The sequence below is a fragment of the Blastococcus sp. URHD0036 genome, from assembly GCF_000701365.1.
Lineage (GTDB): Bacteria > Actinomycetota > Actinomycetes > Mycobacteriales > Geodermatophilaceae > Trujillonella.
The window spans coordinates 182,120-198,742 of sequence record NZ_JNIK01000017.1 but is presented as its reverse complement, the minus strand read 5'-3'; the positions used below and the strand labels follow the sequence as shown (position 1 = coordinate 198,742).

Sequence of the window (16,623 nt, the reverse complement as noted above, 5' to 3'; positions counted from 1 at the left end):
CCATAGAGTGCCCCCGCGGCTACAGGCAGCTATCGCAACCCCTTAGAGGGCCCCGTGGCACGTGGGATGCATGGGGCGGGTGTGCGCTGCGGATCCAGGGCAGTGGGCGTCCAGGGCCGGAGGGGCAACTTAGGCCCCGTCTTCGGCGCGCCGCCGCCGAATGTCACTCAGATCGAGAGCTCATGGGCCGTAGCGCGTTCACGACGGTCGTGACGGGGCTCGCCCAGTACGCGCACGGGTCGTGGAGCATGAGGACCGCGGGATGAGTGAGCCCTTCGTCCCACGGGTCTCGAGTTCGACGAGGGTCACCTCCCGCGGTGGGACAGCGGACCACGCAAGGCGGCGTCTAAGAAGTCGGCTCCCCGTCAAGCGACGCAGCGAGTACGCGAATTCGTCCTCGAGGGGAGCCCTTCTGTCGACGCCGATCTGTCCAACCCCTGACGTCAGGACTCGTCGCAGCAGCGCCGTCGCGTCTACGCCACCTTGGCGGCGTGGAAGACGTCAGCGGGCAGGGCGTGCTTCAACTGCCACATGATGCGCATCGGGCGCTCGCCGGTATGCGAGAGGTATGTCATCGGCCCGGCGTAGAGGTAGGGCGGCGTGCCGAGGGTTCCGTCCGCGGTCTTCGACTCGCGGATGAACAGGTGGACTGTCGTTCCCATCTCCCAGTGGTTGATATAGCGCTGGCCCGTCGGCGAGCGTTCGGCCGTCGTGCTCTGGGATTCCCACTGGAAGAGCGACGGCGAGATGGCTCGGTCGGCGTACATCGTCGTGGGGGAGAAGTGCGCCTCCGTCTTCAGCAACGTCACGAAGAAGACGTCGGCCTGGTCGCCGGGCACCCAGCGCACCCCTGAGCCCCAGGTTCCATTGAGGTCGCGCATGCCGAAGGCGGCCAGCACCTCGTCGCGGCTATAGCGCGCGTGAATGTGCAACGGTCGAGGGCCGGCGATCTCCAGGGCGGGCGTCACCCGCTCGATGCGGTCGTGGAGGGCACCGGTCAGCTCGCTTAACTCATCGGCTCGGGCGCGGTTCTCCAGCAACCGAGCCAGCGTGGCCTCCATGCTGCTGAATGGCGTGCGCGCCCCGAAGAGGGAGAAGTGCAGCATCGCGGCCAATCGGCTGATTCGTTCGTCGTCGCCCGTCGCCGCGGCCGTGGAGGCGGCTCGGAGGAAGTGCAGACGCTCGTCGTCGTCCACGTGCAGCATGCGACCGAAGGCGGCGCCGAGAGCTGCGTCGTCGGGTCCGCCTGAGGCCTCGTCCCAGCCGGCTGCACGCTTCAGGTCAAGCCAGCTGCGCCCGTTGCCTCGGTACAGGTCCTCGAGTTCCACGCCCGTCTCGTCGAGGAATTCGGTAAGGGACGGCCGCTGGGTCTGACGTGCCTCGCTGACCAGACCCTTCCACGAGACGGACAGCGACTGCTTGATGTTGTCCAGGACGACCCGCTCGGCGACTCGGTCCAGCTGGATGTGACAGCCGGCTGGCAGCCGCGGAAAGCCTTGTTCGACATCGCGCTGCAAGCCGCGCCGAGAACTGCCCGTGAGGGCCCGGAATCGCAGATCAAAGCGAAACTCCTTGTGCTGAGCGCCGATGAAGTCGAGAACGGTCAGACAGGGCTTGTCCTCCGCGAGTCGGAGGCCTCGGCCCAGCTGCTGGAGGAACACCGTGGCGCTCTCCGTCGGCCGGAGAAACAGCACAGTGTCAACGGCCGGGATGTCCAAGCCCTCATTGAAGAGATCCACAGCGAAGAGGACGTTGACCGTCCGGTCCCGCAGCGCGTCGAGCGCTGCCTTGCGGTCCTCGCGGGAGGAGGTCGCCGTGACCGCCCGGCTCGGGATTCCGGCCGCCGTGAACTTCTCAGCCATGTAGATCGCGTGCTGCACGCTGACGCAGAACCCGAGCCCGCGCATGCGGCGCGGGTCCTCGACCTTGTCCTGCACTGCTTGCAGCACCAGCCGGACGCGGTGGTCGTTGCCCGTGTAGACGTTTGTCAGCTCGGCGACGTCGTATCCCTTGCCGCGACGCCACCGCAGCTGATCGAGCGCGACATCGTCGTGGATTCCGAAGTACTGGAACGGGGCCAACAGCCCTTGCTCGAGCGCCTCCCACAGGCGCAGCTCCACGGCTGTCCGTCCGTCGAACCACGATCGGACGTCGGCACCGTCGGTGCGCTCGGGGGTGGCAGTGAGCCCGACCAGAACCTTCGGCTTCAGGTGCTCGAGCAGGCGGCGATAGGTGGCCGCCTCGGCGTGGTGGAACTCATCGACCACGACGAGGTCGAAGCGCCTCGGGTCCAGCTCGTCGAGGGACAGGTGGCTGAGGGACTGAACGGAGGCGAACACGTGCGTCCACTCCCTCGGGCGCTGCCCGCCGACGAACAGCTCGCCGAAGTCGCCCTGCCGCAGCACGTGACGGAACGTGGACAAGCTCTGGGCCAGGAGCTCCTCGCGGTGGGCGATGAACAGCACGGTGTCGACCGAGTCCGCGGCCCGCAGCCGCCGGTAGTCCAGCGCGGACACGACCGTCTTTCCGGTCCCCGTAGCCATCACGACGAGATTCCGCCAACGGTCGTGCACCCGGCGCTCGGCATCGAGCTTGTCGAGGATCTCCTGCTGGTACCCGAAGGGCCGCACATCCAAGGCGGTGATCTCGATCGGCAGGTCGGATGGCCCGCCCTTCTCGGCGTTCAGCGCCTGCCGGAGCCGATCACCGTCCCGAGCGGGCTGGTACGTCTCGAACGACGGGTCGGCCCAGTAGCTCGCGAAGGTCTCCTCGAACGTGGCCAGCAGGTGTGCCTGCTCGACGGACGAGAGGCGGACGTTCCACTCCAGGCCGTCGTGCATTGCGGTGTGCGAGAGGTTCGACGAGCCGACGTACGCGGTCGACAGACCGGTCGAGCGGTGGAAGAGCCAGGCCTTGGCGTGTAGTCGGGTCGTCCGCGTCTCGTAGGAGACCTTCACCTCGGCGCCGAGCTCCACCAGGCGATCGAGGGCGCGCTGGTCGGTGGCGCCCATGTACGTCGTCGTGATGACGCGGAGCCGGCCGCCACGGGCGACGAGGCGACGGACGGCGTCCTCGATGAGCAGCAGCCCGCGCCACTTGATGAAGGCGCACAGGAGATCGACGTGGTCGGCCGAAGGGAACTCACGCTGCACCTCCCGGCCGATTCGCGGCTCGTTGGGTCCGTTGACGAGCAGGGCGCTGGTGCTCAGCGGGATGTCTGGGCGGGCCGGGAAGGTGGGCGGCCCGGGGACGACGGTCGGTGCCGAGACCCCTAAGAGGGTCCGTGGTGGCGTGACGATCTGCTGGTCGACGGTGGTTGCGTCCGCGGCGAGCTCGCTGATCGCCGCGAGGATGCGGTTCGCCAGCTCGACCTGCCGTCCGACGGCCTGGCCATCGCTGCCGCCAGCGAGCCGTAGCGCCCTACCTGCGGACTGGGCGACGTGCCGCGTCAGCGCTTCATGAGCATCCGACGGGTCGAGCTCGCCGTATTGAGCCAGCTCAGCGGGAAGGTCACCCAAGTCGGCGTGGAGCCGCTCCGTGACGAGGTCTTCGTACAGGCCAGCAGGAACGTCCCCCATAGAGTGAAACGTAACGGGGCAGCAACGTCGGGTTGTGTTCCGACTCGTTCTCGGCAGCTGTTGGCCGGAGCAGGAGAGACCCGACCTGAAGGCCAACCGACACAAGAAGCCTGCCCAGTTGAGCTACCTAGTAGCAACAGGGAGTGGACGCGGTCACGGCCGGCGGAACGACAGCGCCGTGTCCACGGATGGCCGGTCGATGGCCCCCTTCAAAGGGGTAAATGGTGAAAGGCGCGTGCACCCCACGCTGGTGCAGCACCTCAAGCATCGGCAGTGATCAGCGGGTATTTGTTTCTCGAGGTGCCGACAGTGACTCATCTTGGTGACTCACCAAGCGAGGTGAGTGACCTTGGTCGCTGTCCGTGTTCTGCTGGCGTTAGTCAGCATCGGGGAGTGAGCGCTTGTTCGGGTACACAGCGGAGCAGGTCAGGACAAGCTACGGGTATCACCCCGAAGCGCACGACGCGTCTGATCTTGCCGGGGTCGTCGATGGTGTCGACGCTCTGTTCGTCGGACCGCCTCGGTTAGAACACCGCGACCTCTTCGAGGAGGTCCGCCACCTGGGTCAGCCTGAAGTCGAGCTCCCTGAAGGCTTGTACTGGTTCTCGCGCCCCTCGGAGACTCGGATCATGGTCGTCTCCCGTGGCGCGCCAGCTGGCATGAGCGAGCGTGTCGAGACGGATGCACTCCCGGATGCCCACGGCTTGCGCGACGCCGAGGCGTGGCTGGACCACATGTGGCCGCTAGGCGTCGCAGTTCCCGCCCCGAAGTTCCGAATCAACGACGATGTCGTAGTGGTCAGTACCGGCCGTGACCACCCCGTGAGAGCTCGTCGATTCAGTGCCGGGAGATGGCTCTACGAACTCCGTGTGGACGGGCGGCAGGTCACCTACGGCGAGGACATGCTGACGGGGCTGCAGTCGAGCGACACGGTTCATGACTGGATCCAGCAGCCTCCCGACACTGCACGGCGGCTGAGCGCGACGCTGACGCGGGAGAAGCTTGCCGGCGCCTTCACCGACACGCTGTTCTCATTCCGTGCAACGCGGACGATCTTCCGCGCCTATCAGTTTAGGCCGGTTATTCGCATGCTCGAGTCAGGCAAGTCCCGCATCCTCATCGCCGACGAGGTCGGGCTGGGCAAGACCATCGAGGCCGGTCTCGTATGGACGGAGCTCGAGGCGCGGAAGTCGGCCGATCGGGTCCTCGTCGTCTGCCCCGCGTCGCTGATCGCGAAATGGCGTCGGGAGATGGAGGACCGGTTCGGCTTCCAGTTGATCGAACTGTCAGGAGCCGCGGCCAGCGACTTCGAGCAGCGGGCTCGGGAGAATCGCCTGCCGCGACGGTTCGCTTACATCGTCAGCCTCGAACGGTTCCGCATGTGGGAGTCATTGGAGGAGCTGGCGAGTCTGGCTGGCCCGTTGAGTCTCGCCATCGTCGATGAGGCCCACAACATGAGGAACGCCAGCACGGCGTCCCATCACGCTGGCGCTTTGCTGAGCGACTGGGCTGAGGCGCTGGTCCTGCTCACGGCGACCCCCATCAACCTGCGCAACGAGGACTTGTACAACCTGCTGGAATTGCTCTCCCCGGGAGATTTCGGCGACGCCGGGTCCATGGAGTTGCAGTTAGAACCGAATGTCGTCTTGAACCGCGTGGGCGGCCTCCTCGCTGCCGCGAGTGTCGATGGCGCGACTCGCTTGCGAGCACTGGACGACATGCGCCTTCTCCAGATGGGCCGCCCGCTGGTCAGGCGGAGCGAATTCGCGTCACTGCGAGACATAGTTGGCCGTGATGACCTGAGTGCCCGAGACATCGTCCAGGCACGGCGCCACCTCTCGGAGCTCAACGTCCTCTCCTCGGTCTTCACTCGCACGAGGAGGGTGGAGGTGGACGAGAAGAAGGCAGTGCGACATGCCATGGACACCCAAGTCGCATGGACCCCCGCGGAGTCTCGCTTCTACGAGGAGTACGTCGTCTGGTGCCGTAACCGCGCTGCGGCCGCAGGCCAGCCAGCAGGCTTCGCGATGCAGATGCCTCTACGCCTGGCTTCCGCTTGTCTGCCGGCTGCGAGGGCCTCGGTCCTGCGGTGGAGTGCCCAGGACGAAGTCGTCGCCGACGAGGACTCGACCGTGCCGGTGGCCACGTCGAAGCCGCCGATACTCCGGCCCCATGCTGACCTCTTGAAGGCGGCAGATGCGGTTGCCGATGTCGACAGCAAGTTCGACGCCGTCGCTCCGAAGTTGCTCGACGTCGTCAACTCGGGGCGTCGAGCGTTGCTCTTCACCTTCTCGCGTCCGACGCTCGCCTATCTCCATGAGCGCCTGCGGGATCAATGCCGGGTGGCCGTCCTCCATGGGGGCGTCGATCGCGAGCGCAGGAACCAGGTCATGGCTGACTTCCGGGCCGGTCGGTATGACCTCGTGCTGGCCAACAAGGTGGCCAGCGAGGGGTTGGACTTCGAGTTCTGCTCGGTGATCGTGAACTACGACTTGCCGTGGAACCCCATGGAAGTGGAGCAGCGCATCGGGCGCATCGATCGGATCGGGCAGCCGGAGGAGAGGATCTCGATCCTCAACGTCTGGTGCCCTGCGGCCCTGGACGACCGCATCAAGCAGCGGCTCCTCACTCGGATCGGCGTCTTCGAGGGCAGTATCGGGGCGCTGGAACCGATCGTGACGGACCACCTGAAGGCGCTCCAGGACGTCGTCTTCGACTTCGATCTCAGCGATGAGCAGAGAGCGGCAAAGACGGACCATGCCCTAGCCGCCATCGAGGAGCAGCGGAGCAGTCTCGAAGATCTCGCCACCGCCACACCGTTTCTGCTCGGCGCGTCGACCACCGACGTCGCCGGCCTGGAACAGGACCTGGTGGCCTCCGGTCGGTACGTCGGAGCTTCGGAGCTCCAACACGTACTCGAGGACTGGGCTTCGCTGTGTCAGGCGCCGCCTCCCGTGGTGGTCGACGGGGGAGCGGGTCTGCGCTTCCGGGGGAACCGCGACATGGCCGACCGGCTCCACCGCCTGGTAGTCGATGAACGGTTGAGTCGTGACGAAGCGGGCCGTTACGAACGCGCGCTCCGGAATGAGGACGAGCTGCACCTCGTGCTGGACCAGGAGACCGCGCGGACGAGTCAGAGCATGGACCTGCTGTCGGCGCGGCATCCGCTCGTCCTCGCTGCCGCGAATGTGCCCGAGCATCGTCGTGCCCGCTTCGCTGTCGTACGTGTGACAGGCAGAGAAGAGCTGGCACCGGGAACCTTCGTCGTTCAGCTGGCCGTGGCCCGGTGGGAGGCGCCACGCGCCGGACAGGAGATCTGGGGGACGGCCGTCACGACGGATGGTCGCCTCGTGGATGACGCCTACGTGAACGTCCTCCTCTCTCGACTGGCGACGGGTGAGCTCCAGGAAGGACAGCAGCCGATTCCGGCGTCGTTGGCCGGCTGTGTAGACGTCCTGCAGGAACTCATGGATGGCCGGATGCTGTCTGAGAACGAACGCCGGCGTAGCGAGATCGCTGCGCTCATCGAGTCGCGCCGGGTTCTCCTCGAGGACCAGCACAAGCGGGCGAGTGCCTCGATCCGAGCACGGCGACGGACGGCTCTTGAACGCGGCAAAAGTCGCGGCGTGAAGCTCTTCGACAGTCAGTTGGCGAGCCGCGACGAGGCTCACCGACAGACGCTGAGCGACCTCGACAAGACCGGGGCGCCGGATGTGACGGTGTCGCCGCTCGCCGTCTGCGTGCTCGAGGTCACCGAGTGAGCCCGCAGGATCCTTCCGTTCTGGCTGACGAGAGGGCACGGAACAAGCGGTACGTGCAGACCCTGTCGGACAAGGCCAAGAGAGTTGTCCGCATCGCCAAGTCCCGCGCGCCCGAGCCCCACCGGAGGAGGCAAGGGGTGAGGGACCTCGAACGTCCAGTTCCGCAACCGTTCGTCGGGCGGATGGGTCTGGCGGCGGCAGATCCGCTACTGCGGACGGACGACGTCTACATCGGTCAGTGGTACACACGCGAGCGCGATTTCGTGGTCATCAGCTGGGCCGCACCAGCGGCGGACGCGTTCTACGGACATGGTCCTGGGGTGGACCTGATCGGCGATGTTCAGATCACGCGCGCCTTCACGTCCCGCGGTGACGACATCGTTGGATATGACGATGAGCGCCGAGATCTCGGAGGTGGCGCGACGGCCTTCGATCGCAAGGTGGCGCTGGCAGTGCCCGCGCCGCCGACGCGTCGTCTGCCTCCGCCGGGTCCCTCAGGCGGCCACCGCACGGCAGTGCCTCCGGTGCCGTCAGACTCAAGCCCGCGGGTGCGTGATCGATCGGGACCAGCGGACGGGCCGGCTCGGCGTGGCCCGGTCGTTGGCTCGCGCCCACGTCAGGTCGCTACCCCCGACGCGACGGTGCTCCGCCACAAGGCGGCGCTGCTCCGAACCTTGGCCGCCCCGCGGCGCACGGCGCTCCGTCAGGTGCTCGCGACTCTGCAGCCGCGGCAGCACGACCTCGTCAAATGGGATCCGGCCGTGCCGCTGGTGGTTCAAGGTCATCCTGGGGCTGGCAAGACGATCGTCGCGGTTCACCGCGCGGCCTACCTCGTGCACCCGGAGCGGGACGGCGGACCCGTCGACGGCCAAGTACTCCTGCTCGGACCCACCGACAACTACGTGAAGCACACCACGCGCGCCGTGCAGGACCTGGTGCCCGAAGGCGGAGTCATCGTCCGCAGTCTCGGAGAGGTGTTCCGCAAGATCATCCCTGAGTTGAGCACCAAGTCAGATGTAGGAGACAGTCAGCCTGAGACCTATCAAGACTTCGACCGGGGGCTCTGCACCTTGGTCGATTCGGCCGCCGAGCTGGTGCGCCGGCGCGGCGCCCTCGAGGGGACCAGCACGAGAACCGAGGCGGCGCGCATCATCTATCAGGAGCTGAGCGCGAAGGCGGGTTTCGGGCCGCCGGACTGGGTGCCCTACTTGCGCGCACTCCCACCCTGGGACGTCGCTGTGCGCTCCGAACGCTTAGCGCCCCTTGTTGCGTACTGCGGGCTCGCGTCGGGGAAACACCGCTTCGAGTCCCCCGGACACGTCATCGTGGACGAGGCCCAGGACGTACGCCCGATCGAATGGCGCATCCTCCGGCTACTGGTTCGTCCGGATGCGGGCTGGACCCTCGTCGGCGACATGAATCAGCGCCGCTCCGATCACAGCAGCATGTCCTGGCAGCAGAGTCTCGAGTTCCTCGATCTGTCCGCGGACTCGCACGTCGAGCAGTACCAGAGCGTCTTCCGATCAACGACGGCAATCCACCGATTCGCCGGTCAGCTGCTACCGAGGCCCGAGCGCACCGGCTTGACGGTGCAAGAGGAGGGCAGTCGTCCGATCACATGGAAGGTTCGCTCGGCGGACCTGCCCACCGCGGTCGTGACTGCGGGGGGCAAGTTGGCCCGCGACCATTCCGGGGGGACCACAGCCGTCATCAGTGTTGAGGCGTCGTCGCTCCGCGGGGCCTTCGCCAGCCACGGCTGGCGGGCCCGTGCAGCTGGAGCTGATGAGTACTCGAACGGTGAGGTGACCGTGCGAGTGCTCGCCGCAAACGATGCGCGGGGGCTTGAGTTCGATGCTGTCGTCGTCGTCGAGCCGAGCGACTTCCCGAAGAACCTCGGGCGACACGGGCAGCTGTACACGAGCCTGACGCGAGCTAATCGCTCTCTAGTTGTCGTGCATTCGAAGACTCTGCCGGATGAACTGCGGCGCGCTCCCGCCGAACGTCTCGATCAGTGAGCCACCACGTCCCGTCGGAGTTTGCTCCCGGGGCGCGGTCGGCCCCAACGTCAACACACGCCAGCGCCGTAGCCACTTTCTCGCCGGGGCGGGCGGATCTACAAAGTGGTGAGCTCTGGAGAATCATTGGTGGCCACGGCCCGGCCGCATCCAGTGACCATGTGCATCCACACAACGATGTCAGCCGCGCGGAGCAGGCTGAGTTCGCGCCCGTCGGGCGTCTCTCGGCCTCTGATCAACTCGGTGAGCCATGAACGATTAAGCCGCAGATCCGCCTGTAGCACAGGCCACAAGCTTCGTGGTTCCGCTGCGTAGGAGCCACGCATCGGGTAGTAGCCGAAGTAGAAGCGGTAGATCTCGCGATCGAAGATGGGAACGAACGACGGTCGCTTCCGGTGAAGCATCTTCGTGACTGCCACCGCCTTCAGGTGCTTCACCGCTCCGCTGGTGGAGATGGCCCGGTCAACGACCTGCCAGGGCCCGTCAGGGTCGTGCAGATCCAGCTCTATGAAGTCGATGAGTTGCTCGGAGTCCGTCTCGAGGACTTGGCGCATGCAGGACAGGAGGTTCGCCCCAGGGCCCGCGCTGTGGAAGAGCGGGAGGACGTGGGCGTAGCTCATTCGAACATTGAGCAAGACGGGGGCCAGGCAGTCGGTGGGGGAGATGACATCGGGACTGCCCATCCGGTCGTACGAGTAAAAGGCGTACATGCTGTCTTGTTGCGTGTAGCAGTCGAGATGTGCAGCGGCACAAGCGGACAGACCAGCGATGCTCGCGCCCGACACGGCCTCCCGAGCGGCACGACGGCGTCCGCCCATCACTGGCCGCCGGCGGACACGGGCGCTAGGACAGCCCCTGACGGTGTCAGGAACGCAATGAGCGAATCAGCCGCCGTGGAGTTGTCAGCAGCGTCCAGCATGTGGGCGTAGGAGCGCAGTTGAGGCGCGTAGTACTGCACCCGCGCCGGCACGGCCTCAGCCGGGATGGCATCGGTCTTGTAGTCGACGACCACCAGCGAGCCGTCGTCCTCTCGGTAGACGAGGTCGACGTAGCCCTCCAGAACCGTGCCGTCCTCCTGCACCGCGCCCACGTACATCTCGCGCCAGTGCTCCCGCGCGGCCGCGCGGCGCACGACGTCTGACTCCAGCGCCGAGCGCACCAACGCGGTCACCACCTCGGCATGGTTCTCGACGCCCTCCGAGACGCACTGCGACGCCACCGCGCTCTCAAGGCCGGCGCCTGTGGCGAGGTCGACCTGCTGCAGCACGCCATGCACGGCCCGGCCGATTGCCGTTCCATAGCGACCCTTCGACCAGGCCGGCAGCTCGACGTTCAGCCCGCCCTTGGCCGCACCGGAGTCCGCGCCGCCGAGGGCGACCGCTGGTTCGGTGCCCTCCAAGCCCGACGCCGATTGCGCGGAGGCCAGCGCACTGGCCGACCGCACAGCGGTCAACTCGGCGAGCCAGTCGTCCCAGTCACCTGTCACCCGCGGGGTGGCGACCGGCAATTCCACCTCGACCACGCCCGACGCGTCTCCGACTGACCATGACTCAGCACCCAAAGCGGCCAATCCCTCGTCGGCCAGCAGCTTGGACGCTGTTCTCGTTGCTTTGTCTGCCCACCGGTGCAGCGACACCACCAGGTGGTCCCGGGCACGGGTCGCCGCGACGTACAGCAGCCGGCGGCGCTCGCGCTCGTCCATCTGCTCGTCGACCGGCTGTGCGATGTCGAAGTCACCCGTCGTCACGCCCTTGCGCAGCGCGACCTCGTAGCCGCCGGACGCCGGCCACAGCACCTGCACACCGCGCGCGTTGTTCGGCGCCCCGGTCAGGCCGCTCATCACGACGATCGGGAACTCCAGCCCCTTCGCTGCGTGGACCGTCATGATCCGCACCGCGCTCGTGTCGGTCTCCGGCAGCGACGCCTCGACCACCCGCGAGCTCTCCTGACTCTGGCGCTCTGCCCAGGCCAGGTACGCACGCAGCCCGCCGTGCTCGGACTCCGACCACGCCCGCGCCTGGTCGACGACGAACCGCAGCCGCCGCCACTGGTCCCGCGCCTGATCGCTACCGGCCGCGACCTCGAGCATCCGCCGGCCGCTGACCAGCGCTGCCAGTACCTCCGCCGGCGACATCCACCGCGACTCGTTGTGCAGCCCCCGCAGGTACATCAGCGCCACAGCCACCGGATGGTCGCGGCGGTCGTCGGCCACCGGCGCGAGCAGGTTGAGCACCCCGCCGTCGCGCTTCCAGGTCCACAGGTCGTCGTCCCCGCACGCGAAAAGCGGCGAGCGCAGCGCGGTGACGAGCGCCAGCCCGTCACTCGGATCGGCGAGCGCCCGCACGGCGGCCAGGAGGTCACGCACCTCTTGGGCCTCGTAGACCAGCGAGCTGGCCTCGGCCCGGTAGGGGATGCCGGCGGCGTCGAGCGCTTCCTCGAGGAAGGGAAGTGACGTGCGGGCGGGGAGCAGGATGGCGACGTCGTCCAGCTGCGCCGGACGCCAGTCGCCCGTCGCGTCGTCGCACACCTGCCAGCCCTCGGCGATGGCGCGGCGCACGATCCCCGCGACATCGGCAGCCTCGAGCTCGCGCATGTCGGCCGCCGTCAGCTTGCCGGGGTGCGCCTCCGCGCCGAGGACCACGACCGACGGCGAGTCGCCCAGCGGGCGCCGGACGGCGTCCAGTGAGCGGTACCTCGGCTGTCGGTCCTTCTCTTCCACGATCAGCCGACTGAAGACGTCGTTCACCCACGAGACGATCGGCTCGGTGGTGCGGAAATTCGACGTCAGGCTGACCTCGCCGCCGAGTACGCGCTGCGAGCGCAGGTACATGGCGATGTCCGCCCGGCGGAACCGGTAGATCGACTGCTTGGGGTCGCCGACAACGAACAGCGATCCTGGGGGGACGACGACGTCCTCCCATCGCTCCTGGGACGCCGCCGCGCCCCCGGCGATCCGCACCGCCAACTCGATCTGGATCGGATCGGTGTCCTGGAACTCGTCGAGCAACAGTCGCGGATACTTCGCTTGCAAGGCCGCTCGCACGGAGGCGTCGTGTCGGAGCAGATCGCGGGAGAGCACCAGCAGGTCATGGAACTCCAGCCGGCCCGCGGTCCGGCGCTGCTCGGCTGCCTCGAGCACCCGCGCGGCGATCCACCGGCTGAGCAGCCGCAGCGTCGTCTCCAGCACGCCCTTGACGACGGCCTCGGCGTCAGCAACGAGCTGCTTGCAGCCGTCCTTGATGCCGTCCAGCGCCGGCTTTCCGCCCCAGTTCTTCGCCTGTCCGTAGCCGGTCTTGAGGTCGGTGGCCTCGCGGAGCACCTCGAGGCGCTGTGCGGCGTCGACTGCGGCACCGAGCCGGGTGCCCCAGGCGCCGAAAGCGGTCAGCGAGGGCAGGAACTTGTCGGCTGCGTCGGTGCAGTCGTCGGAACGACGTGCCAGGTCTGTGGCGGCTCGCACCAGATGGTCCAAGTCCCGCAGCTCCGGCGCCGGCAGCTCCTCGCCGACGAGCACCCGCTCGGCCACCAAGTCCCAGTCGGCGTTAAACAGCTTTGCCAGCGATCGCAGATCGTCGAGCTTCACGCCGGCCGACATGGCGAGCAGCAGCGGCTGCGCGATCGCCTCGTCGTCCAGAAGGCGAGCGCGTTGCTCGGCCCAGCGCTCCTCGAACGCAACTGAGCTGCTCAGCTCATCGGCGACCTCGATCAGCGGCGGCAGGCCGGCCTCGATCGGGTGCTCGCCCAGAATGCGCTGGGCGAAGGAGTGCAGCGTGCCGATCGCCGAGCCGTCCAGGTCATCGAGCGCTTCCAGCGCCGGCTCGCGGCCGTCGCGCTCCAGCGCTGCGCGTAACCGGTCCCGCAGCTCGGCACCGGCCTTCTCGGTAAAGGTGACGGCGGCGATCGAGCGCAGTGGTATGCCGTCGGTGAGCACCAGCCGGGTGACCCGGTCGACCAGGCAGGTGGTCTTGCCCGAGCCGGCGCCTGCTTCGACGAAGAGGGTGCGATGGGTGTCCTCGCGGATGGTCCGGCGCGCTTCGTCGTCGTTCAGGAAAGTGGTCATGCTCGGCTCGGTCACGCATTGCCTCCGTCGGCGGGCAGCGGCTCGATGAGGGCGACCAGCTCGGCCAGCCGTGGATCGCTCTTCTTTGTCAGCCAGCGGGTGCGGGCGTTGCCGTGGCCGATGCCGTCGGGGTTGCAGAAGGCGCACTGGACGTACATGACGTCGTCCTTCTCGGGCGGCCGGGCAGGGAAGAGGCCGGTGCGGACGCCGGTGACCAGCACCTGCAGCGTCTCCGCGTAGCGCTGCTCCACCGCTGGCGTCAGCGGGACGGCGATGCGGCCCTTGTCCCGCCGCACGAACCAGTACGCGGCTTCGACCTCGGCGTCGGGTTGGTCCAGGACCTGCCGAGCCGCGTGCGCGTACACCGGCAGCTGCAGCTTCGTGCCGCCCAGCACCGGGTTGTCAGCGCTGAGCCCCTTGAAGGAGTCCGCCTTACCGCTCTTGATGTCTGTCACGACGAGCCGGCCGTCGACCGTCTCGTCCACCTTGTCCGCCGACCCGCGCATCAGCACGCTGCCGCCGTCGGGCAGTGAGATCGAGACCGGCTCGGCGCCGGACATGCCAAACGCCAGTTCGCTGGCCACGACGCGGGCTCGCTGTTCGGCGCGCCAGATGTCGTCGGCGGCGAGCATCGCCTGCAGGTCTGCCTGGATGCGGACCAGCTGCTGCTGCCACAGCCGCGGGTGCCCGGTGCGCCCATCGGCGGCGAGCTCCATGGCAACCGCATCGGCGATCTCGCCCAGCCGGCGACGCTGGTCGTCCGTCCACGGCTCGCCGAAGCCCGGCAGGTCCGCCGCGAACTCCGTGACCAGCCGGTCGAACGCCTCGTGCATCAACGTGCCGATGTCGGCTGGGCTGACGGTGAGGACGTCTTCGGGCTGCTCGATCGGCTGGACGCCCAGCACCCGTTCGATGAAGTACGAGTGCGGGCAACCGGCGTACCTCTCCAACGCGGTCGGCGAGACGGCGCGCTCGCCGGCGGCGAAGTCCGGCAGCCCCTCGGCGACGGCAGCGAGATCGCCGTCGAAGCGGGTGAACTGCTCGCCGTCGCGGGCCGCCGTGAGCTCCTGTGCGGCGGTCACGACGGCGTCGTCCAGCTCAACGCCGCCGTGCGCAGCCTGGGTTCGCCACTCCTGCTCGCAGGCGGGCTGCTCGGTCGTGGTGAGCGAGCCGGCGAAGCTGGGGGAGGTGGTCAGGTGAGCCGCGGCCGACTCCCATCCGGTCGCCGACAGCTCGTCGTTGCCCGAGAGAGTGCGCAGAGTCGGCAGCAGCCAGCGGCTCGGGAGGTGCCGGCTCTTGGTGCGCAGGTCGCCTCGCGGGAAGGACGCGACGACGACCGGTGCCGTGGCGAAGGCAGCCAACAGGTGGCGATGGGCGGCGTCGATGCGCTCGCGGTAGCCGAGGAGCTGGCCACCGGTGGCCTCGCGGGCGCGCTCAGGCAGCAGCGGGTCTTCGCGCAGGCGGGCCGGGTACACGCCCTCGGCCAGCCCCAGGATGAAGACGACGTCGGCGTCGAGACCGATGGCGCTCGACATCGGCGCCACCAGCACGCCGTCGCCGAATCGGCCGACGCGGGGGAGGGCGCCCTCGAGCTGGCTGGCCAGGGTCTCGCGCAGTGGGCGCAGCCCGGCGGGGGCGCCCAAGGCGTCGAGCGTGCTCAGCGCGCGAACGGACTGCTCCAGTGCGCTGGCCGCGTACTGCTCCTCGGCCGGCAGGCGCGTGAGCTCCTCGGCCTCGCCGATTAGGGAGTGCAGAAGGCCCAGCGTCCAGTCGGAAAGCTCCGCCCAGCTGAGGAGGCGTGCGCCGCGATGCAGCTCGGCACGCAGGTTCGCGGCGAAGGCGCGCAGCTGCTCGGCGTTCTCGATGTCGGCCGAGAGCTTCTCGCGACGGCCGTCACTGGTGGTGGCCGCCAGCTCGTCGCGGTGGGCGTCGGCGTAGTGCCGCAGCCGGATGTCCCAGTCGTCGCCCTGGACGACACCGGCCGCGCGCGAGAGTCGCTCCCAGCGCGAGACGGGGATGCGTTGGCCCTTGGCGGTACGCATGGGGACGGCGGCGAGCACGCGGAACAGGTCGCCGCGGGGGACCTCGTTGGTAGCCAAATCCAACAGCTCGAGCACTGCGCGGGCGACGGCGCGCTCGTGCACCGGGCGGGTTCCCGGCCCGTTGACGGTGATGCCGGCGGCGCCGAGGTGCTCGTGCAGCAGCCGCGCGTAGGGGTTCTGCTTGGCGTAGAGGACGGAGACGCGGTGCGCCTTCGTCATCTTCAGCGCGGTGACGACCTCGCGGACGACGCAGCGGACCTCGTCGTCGGCGTCGGAAGCGGTGAGGACGCGGGTGGCGGTGGGTTGCTGCACCGTCGCCTGGTAGGGGATGCCCACTCGCTCCAGGGAGCGGAGGACGGCGGCGTCGGCCTTGTCGCTTCCGGCGTTGCCGGCGACGACCTCGAGGCTGCCGGCGGCGGCCACCGCCTTCGTGAAGGTGGCCTCGGCCTGGGTGAGCTGCTGCGGCAGATAGAGGACGACGGTGCCGACCTCGAGGACCCGCTCGGGGTGCTCGCCCGCGATGCGGGTAGCGGCGTGGAGCAGGTCGGCCTCGTCGTACCAGGCGGTCTCGAGGGCTGCGCGGACGTCGCGGTACAGGCGGACGAGGTCGGGGCCGAGGCTCGTCGCTGCTGCGACCGCGTCGAGGGCGGTGTCGTCGAGGTCCCGCAGCTCGCGGCCAGCGCGGACGAGTGCCTCCACGGTCGCCGGGTGCTCGGCGACCGCCTCGAAGACGCCCGGAGTCTTGCTGAGCGCGGCGCGCCAGGAGGCTGCGACGACCGCGGCAGTGGCAGGCCGGCGCGGGTGCAGGTGCGGAGCAGCGAACCGCTCCGCCAGGCGGACGACGGTGGTTGGGAAGAGGGCGGCCACCCCGGAGTGTCCGTCGCCGAGCCCCTGAGCGAGGAAGCGGCGGGCCACGATGCCGGCGATGTTGTTAGGCACGAGGACCGTGACTGCGGCAAGTGGGTCGCCGTTCTTGGCCTCGCGGACGACGTCCCTGAGTTCCTCCAGCGCAGCGCGGCCGTACGTCGTCATGCATCCCCCCGTGGTCTGAACCGCTGAGGACCGTAACAACCGAGAGGGGCTCAAACGGCCCGAACTGGCGCCTTCCTCCTAAGGGGTCAGACCATCCGACACGGCAGACCTCGGCCGTCACACCGGTGGCAGTCTCGT

Annotated in this window: 6 protein-coding genes; 2 read left to right on the top strand and 4 right to left on the bottom strand. The window is 68.3% G+C overall.

The genetic code is table 11. The features are described 5' to 3' along the window. Positions 1-473: 473 nt before the first annotated feature. The gene (locus N555_RS0119340; protein ID WP_029433141.1) at positions 474-3,578 is read right to left on the bottom strand and encodes a DEAD/DEAH box helicase; all 3,105 of its coding nucleotides are present in this window, start codon (positions 3,576-3,578) and stop codon (positions 474-476) included. Between the two features lie 629 nt (positions 3,579-4,207). Here N555_RS0119340 and N555_RS0119335 point away from each other — a divergent pair. Next, positions 4,208-7,339: a DEAD/DEAH box helicase gene (locus N555_RS0119335; RefSeq protein WP_156036450.1), complete on the top strand. Its 3,132-nt coding sequence runs from the start codon at positions 4,208-4,210 to the stop codon at positions 7,337-7,339. A 137-nt stretch (positions 7,340-7,476) separates the two neighbouring features. Then, the gene (locus tag N555_RS0119330) at positions 7,477-9,354 is read left to right on the top strand and encodes a UvrD-helicase domain-containing protein (RefSeq protein WP_156036448.1); all 1,878 of its coding nucleotides are present in this window, start codon (positions 7,477-7,479) and stop codon (positions 9,352-9,354) included. A 98-nt stretch (positions 9,355-9,452) separates the two neighbouring features. Here N555_RS0119330 and N555_RS0119325 read toward each other — a convergent pair whose 3' ends face one another. The 3 genes from N555_RS0119325 to N555_RS0119315 are packed head-to-tail and all read right to left on the bottom strand — an operon-like array spanning position 9,453 to position 16,485. Then, complete coding sequence (locus tag N555_RS0119325) at positions 9,453-10,172, bottom strand: DUF6308 family protein (protein ID WP_255347370.1); 720 nt, start codon at positions 10,170-10,172, stop codon at positions 9,453-9,455. Further along, positions 10,172-13,426, bottom strand: coding sequence for a UvrD-helicase domain-containing protein (locus tag N555_RS0119320; RefSeq protein ID WP_197029090.1), 3,255 nt, complete (start codon positions 13,424-13,426; stop codon positions 10,172-10,174). Before N555_RS0119320 ends, N555_RS0119325 begins: the two co-directional genes overlap by 1 nt. Beyond that, positions 13,423-16,485, bottom strand: a complete 3,063-nt coding sequence (locus N555_RS0119315) for a PD-(D/E)XK nuclease family protein (protein WP_034511507.1) — start codon at positions 16,483-16,485, stop codon at positions 13,423-13,425. The genes N555_RS0119320 and N555_RS0119315 overlap by 4 nt, the downstream gene beginning before the upstream one ends. Positions 16,486-16,623 lie beyond the last annotated feature (138 nt).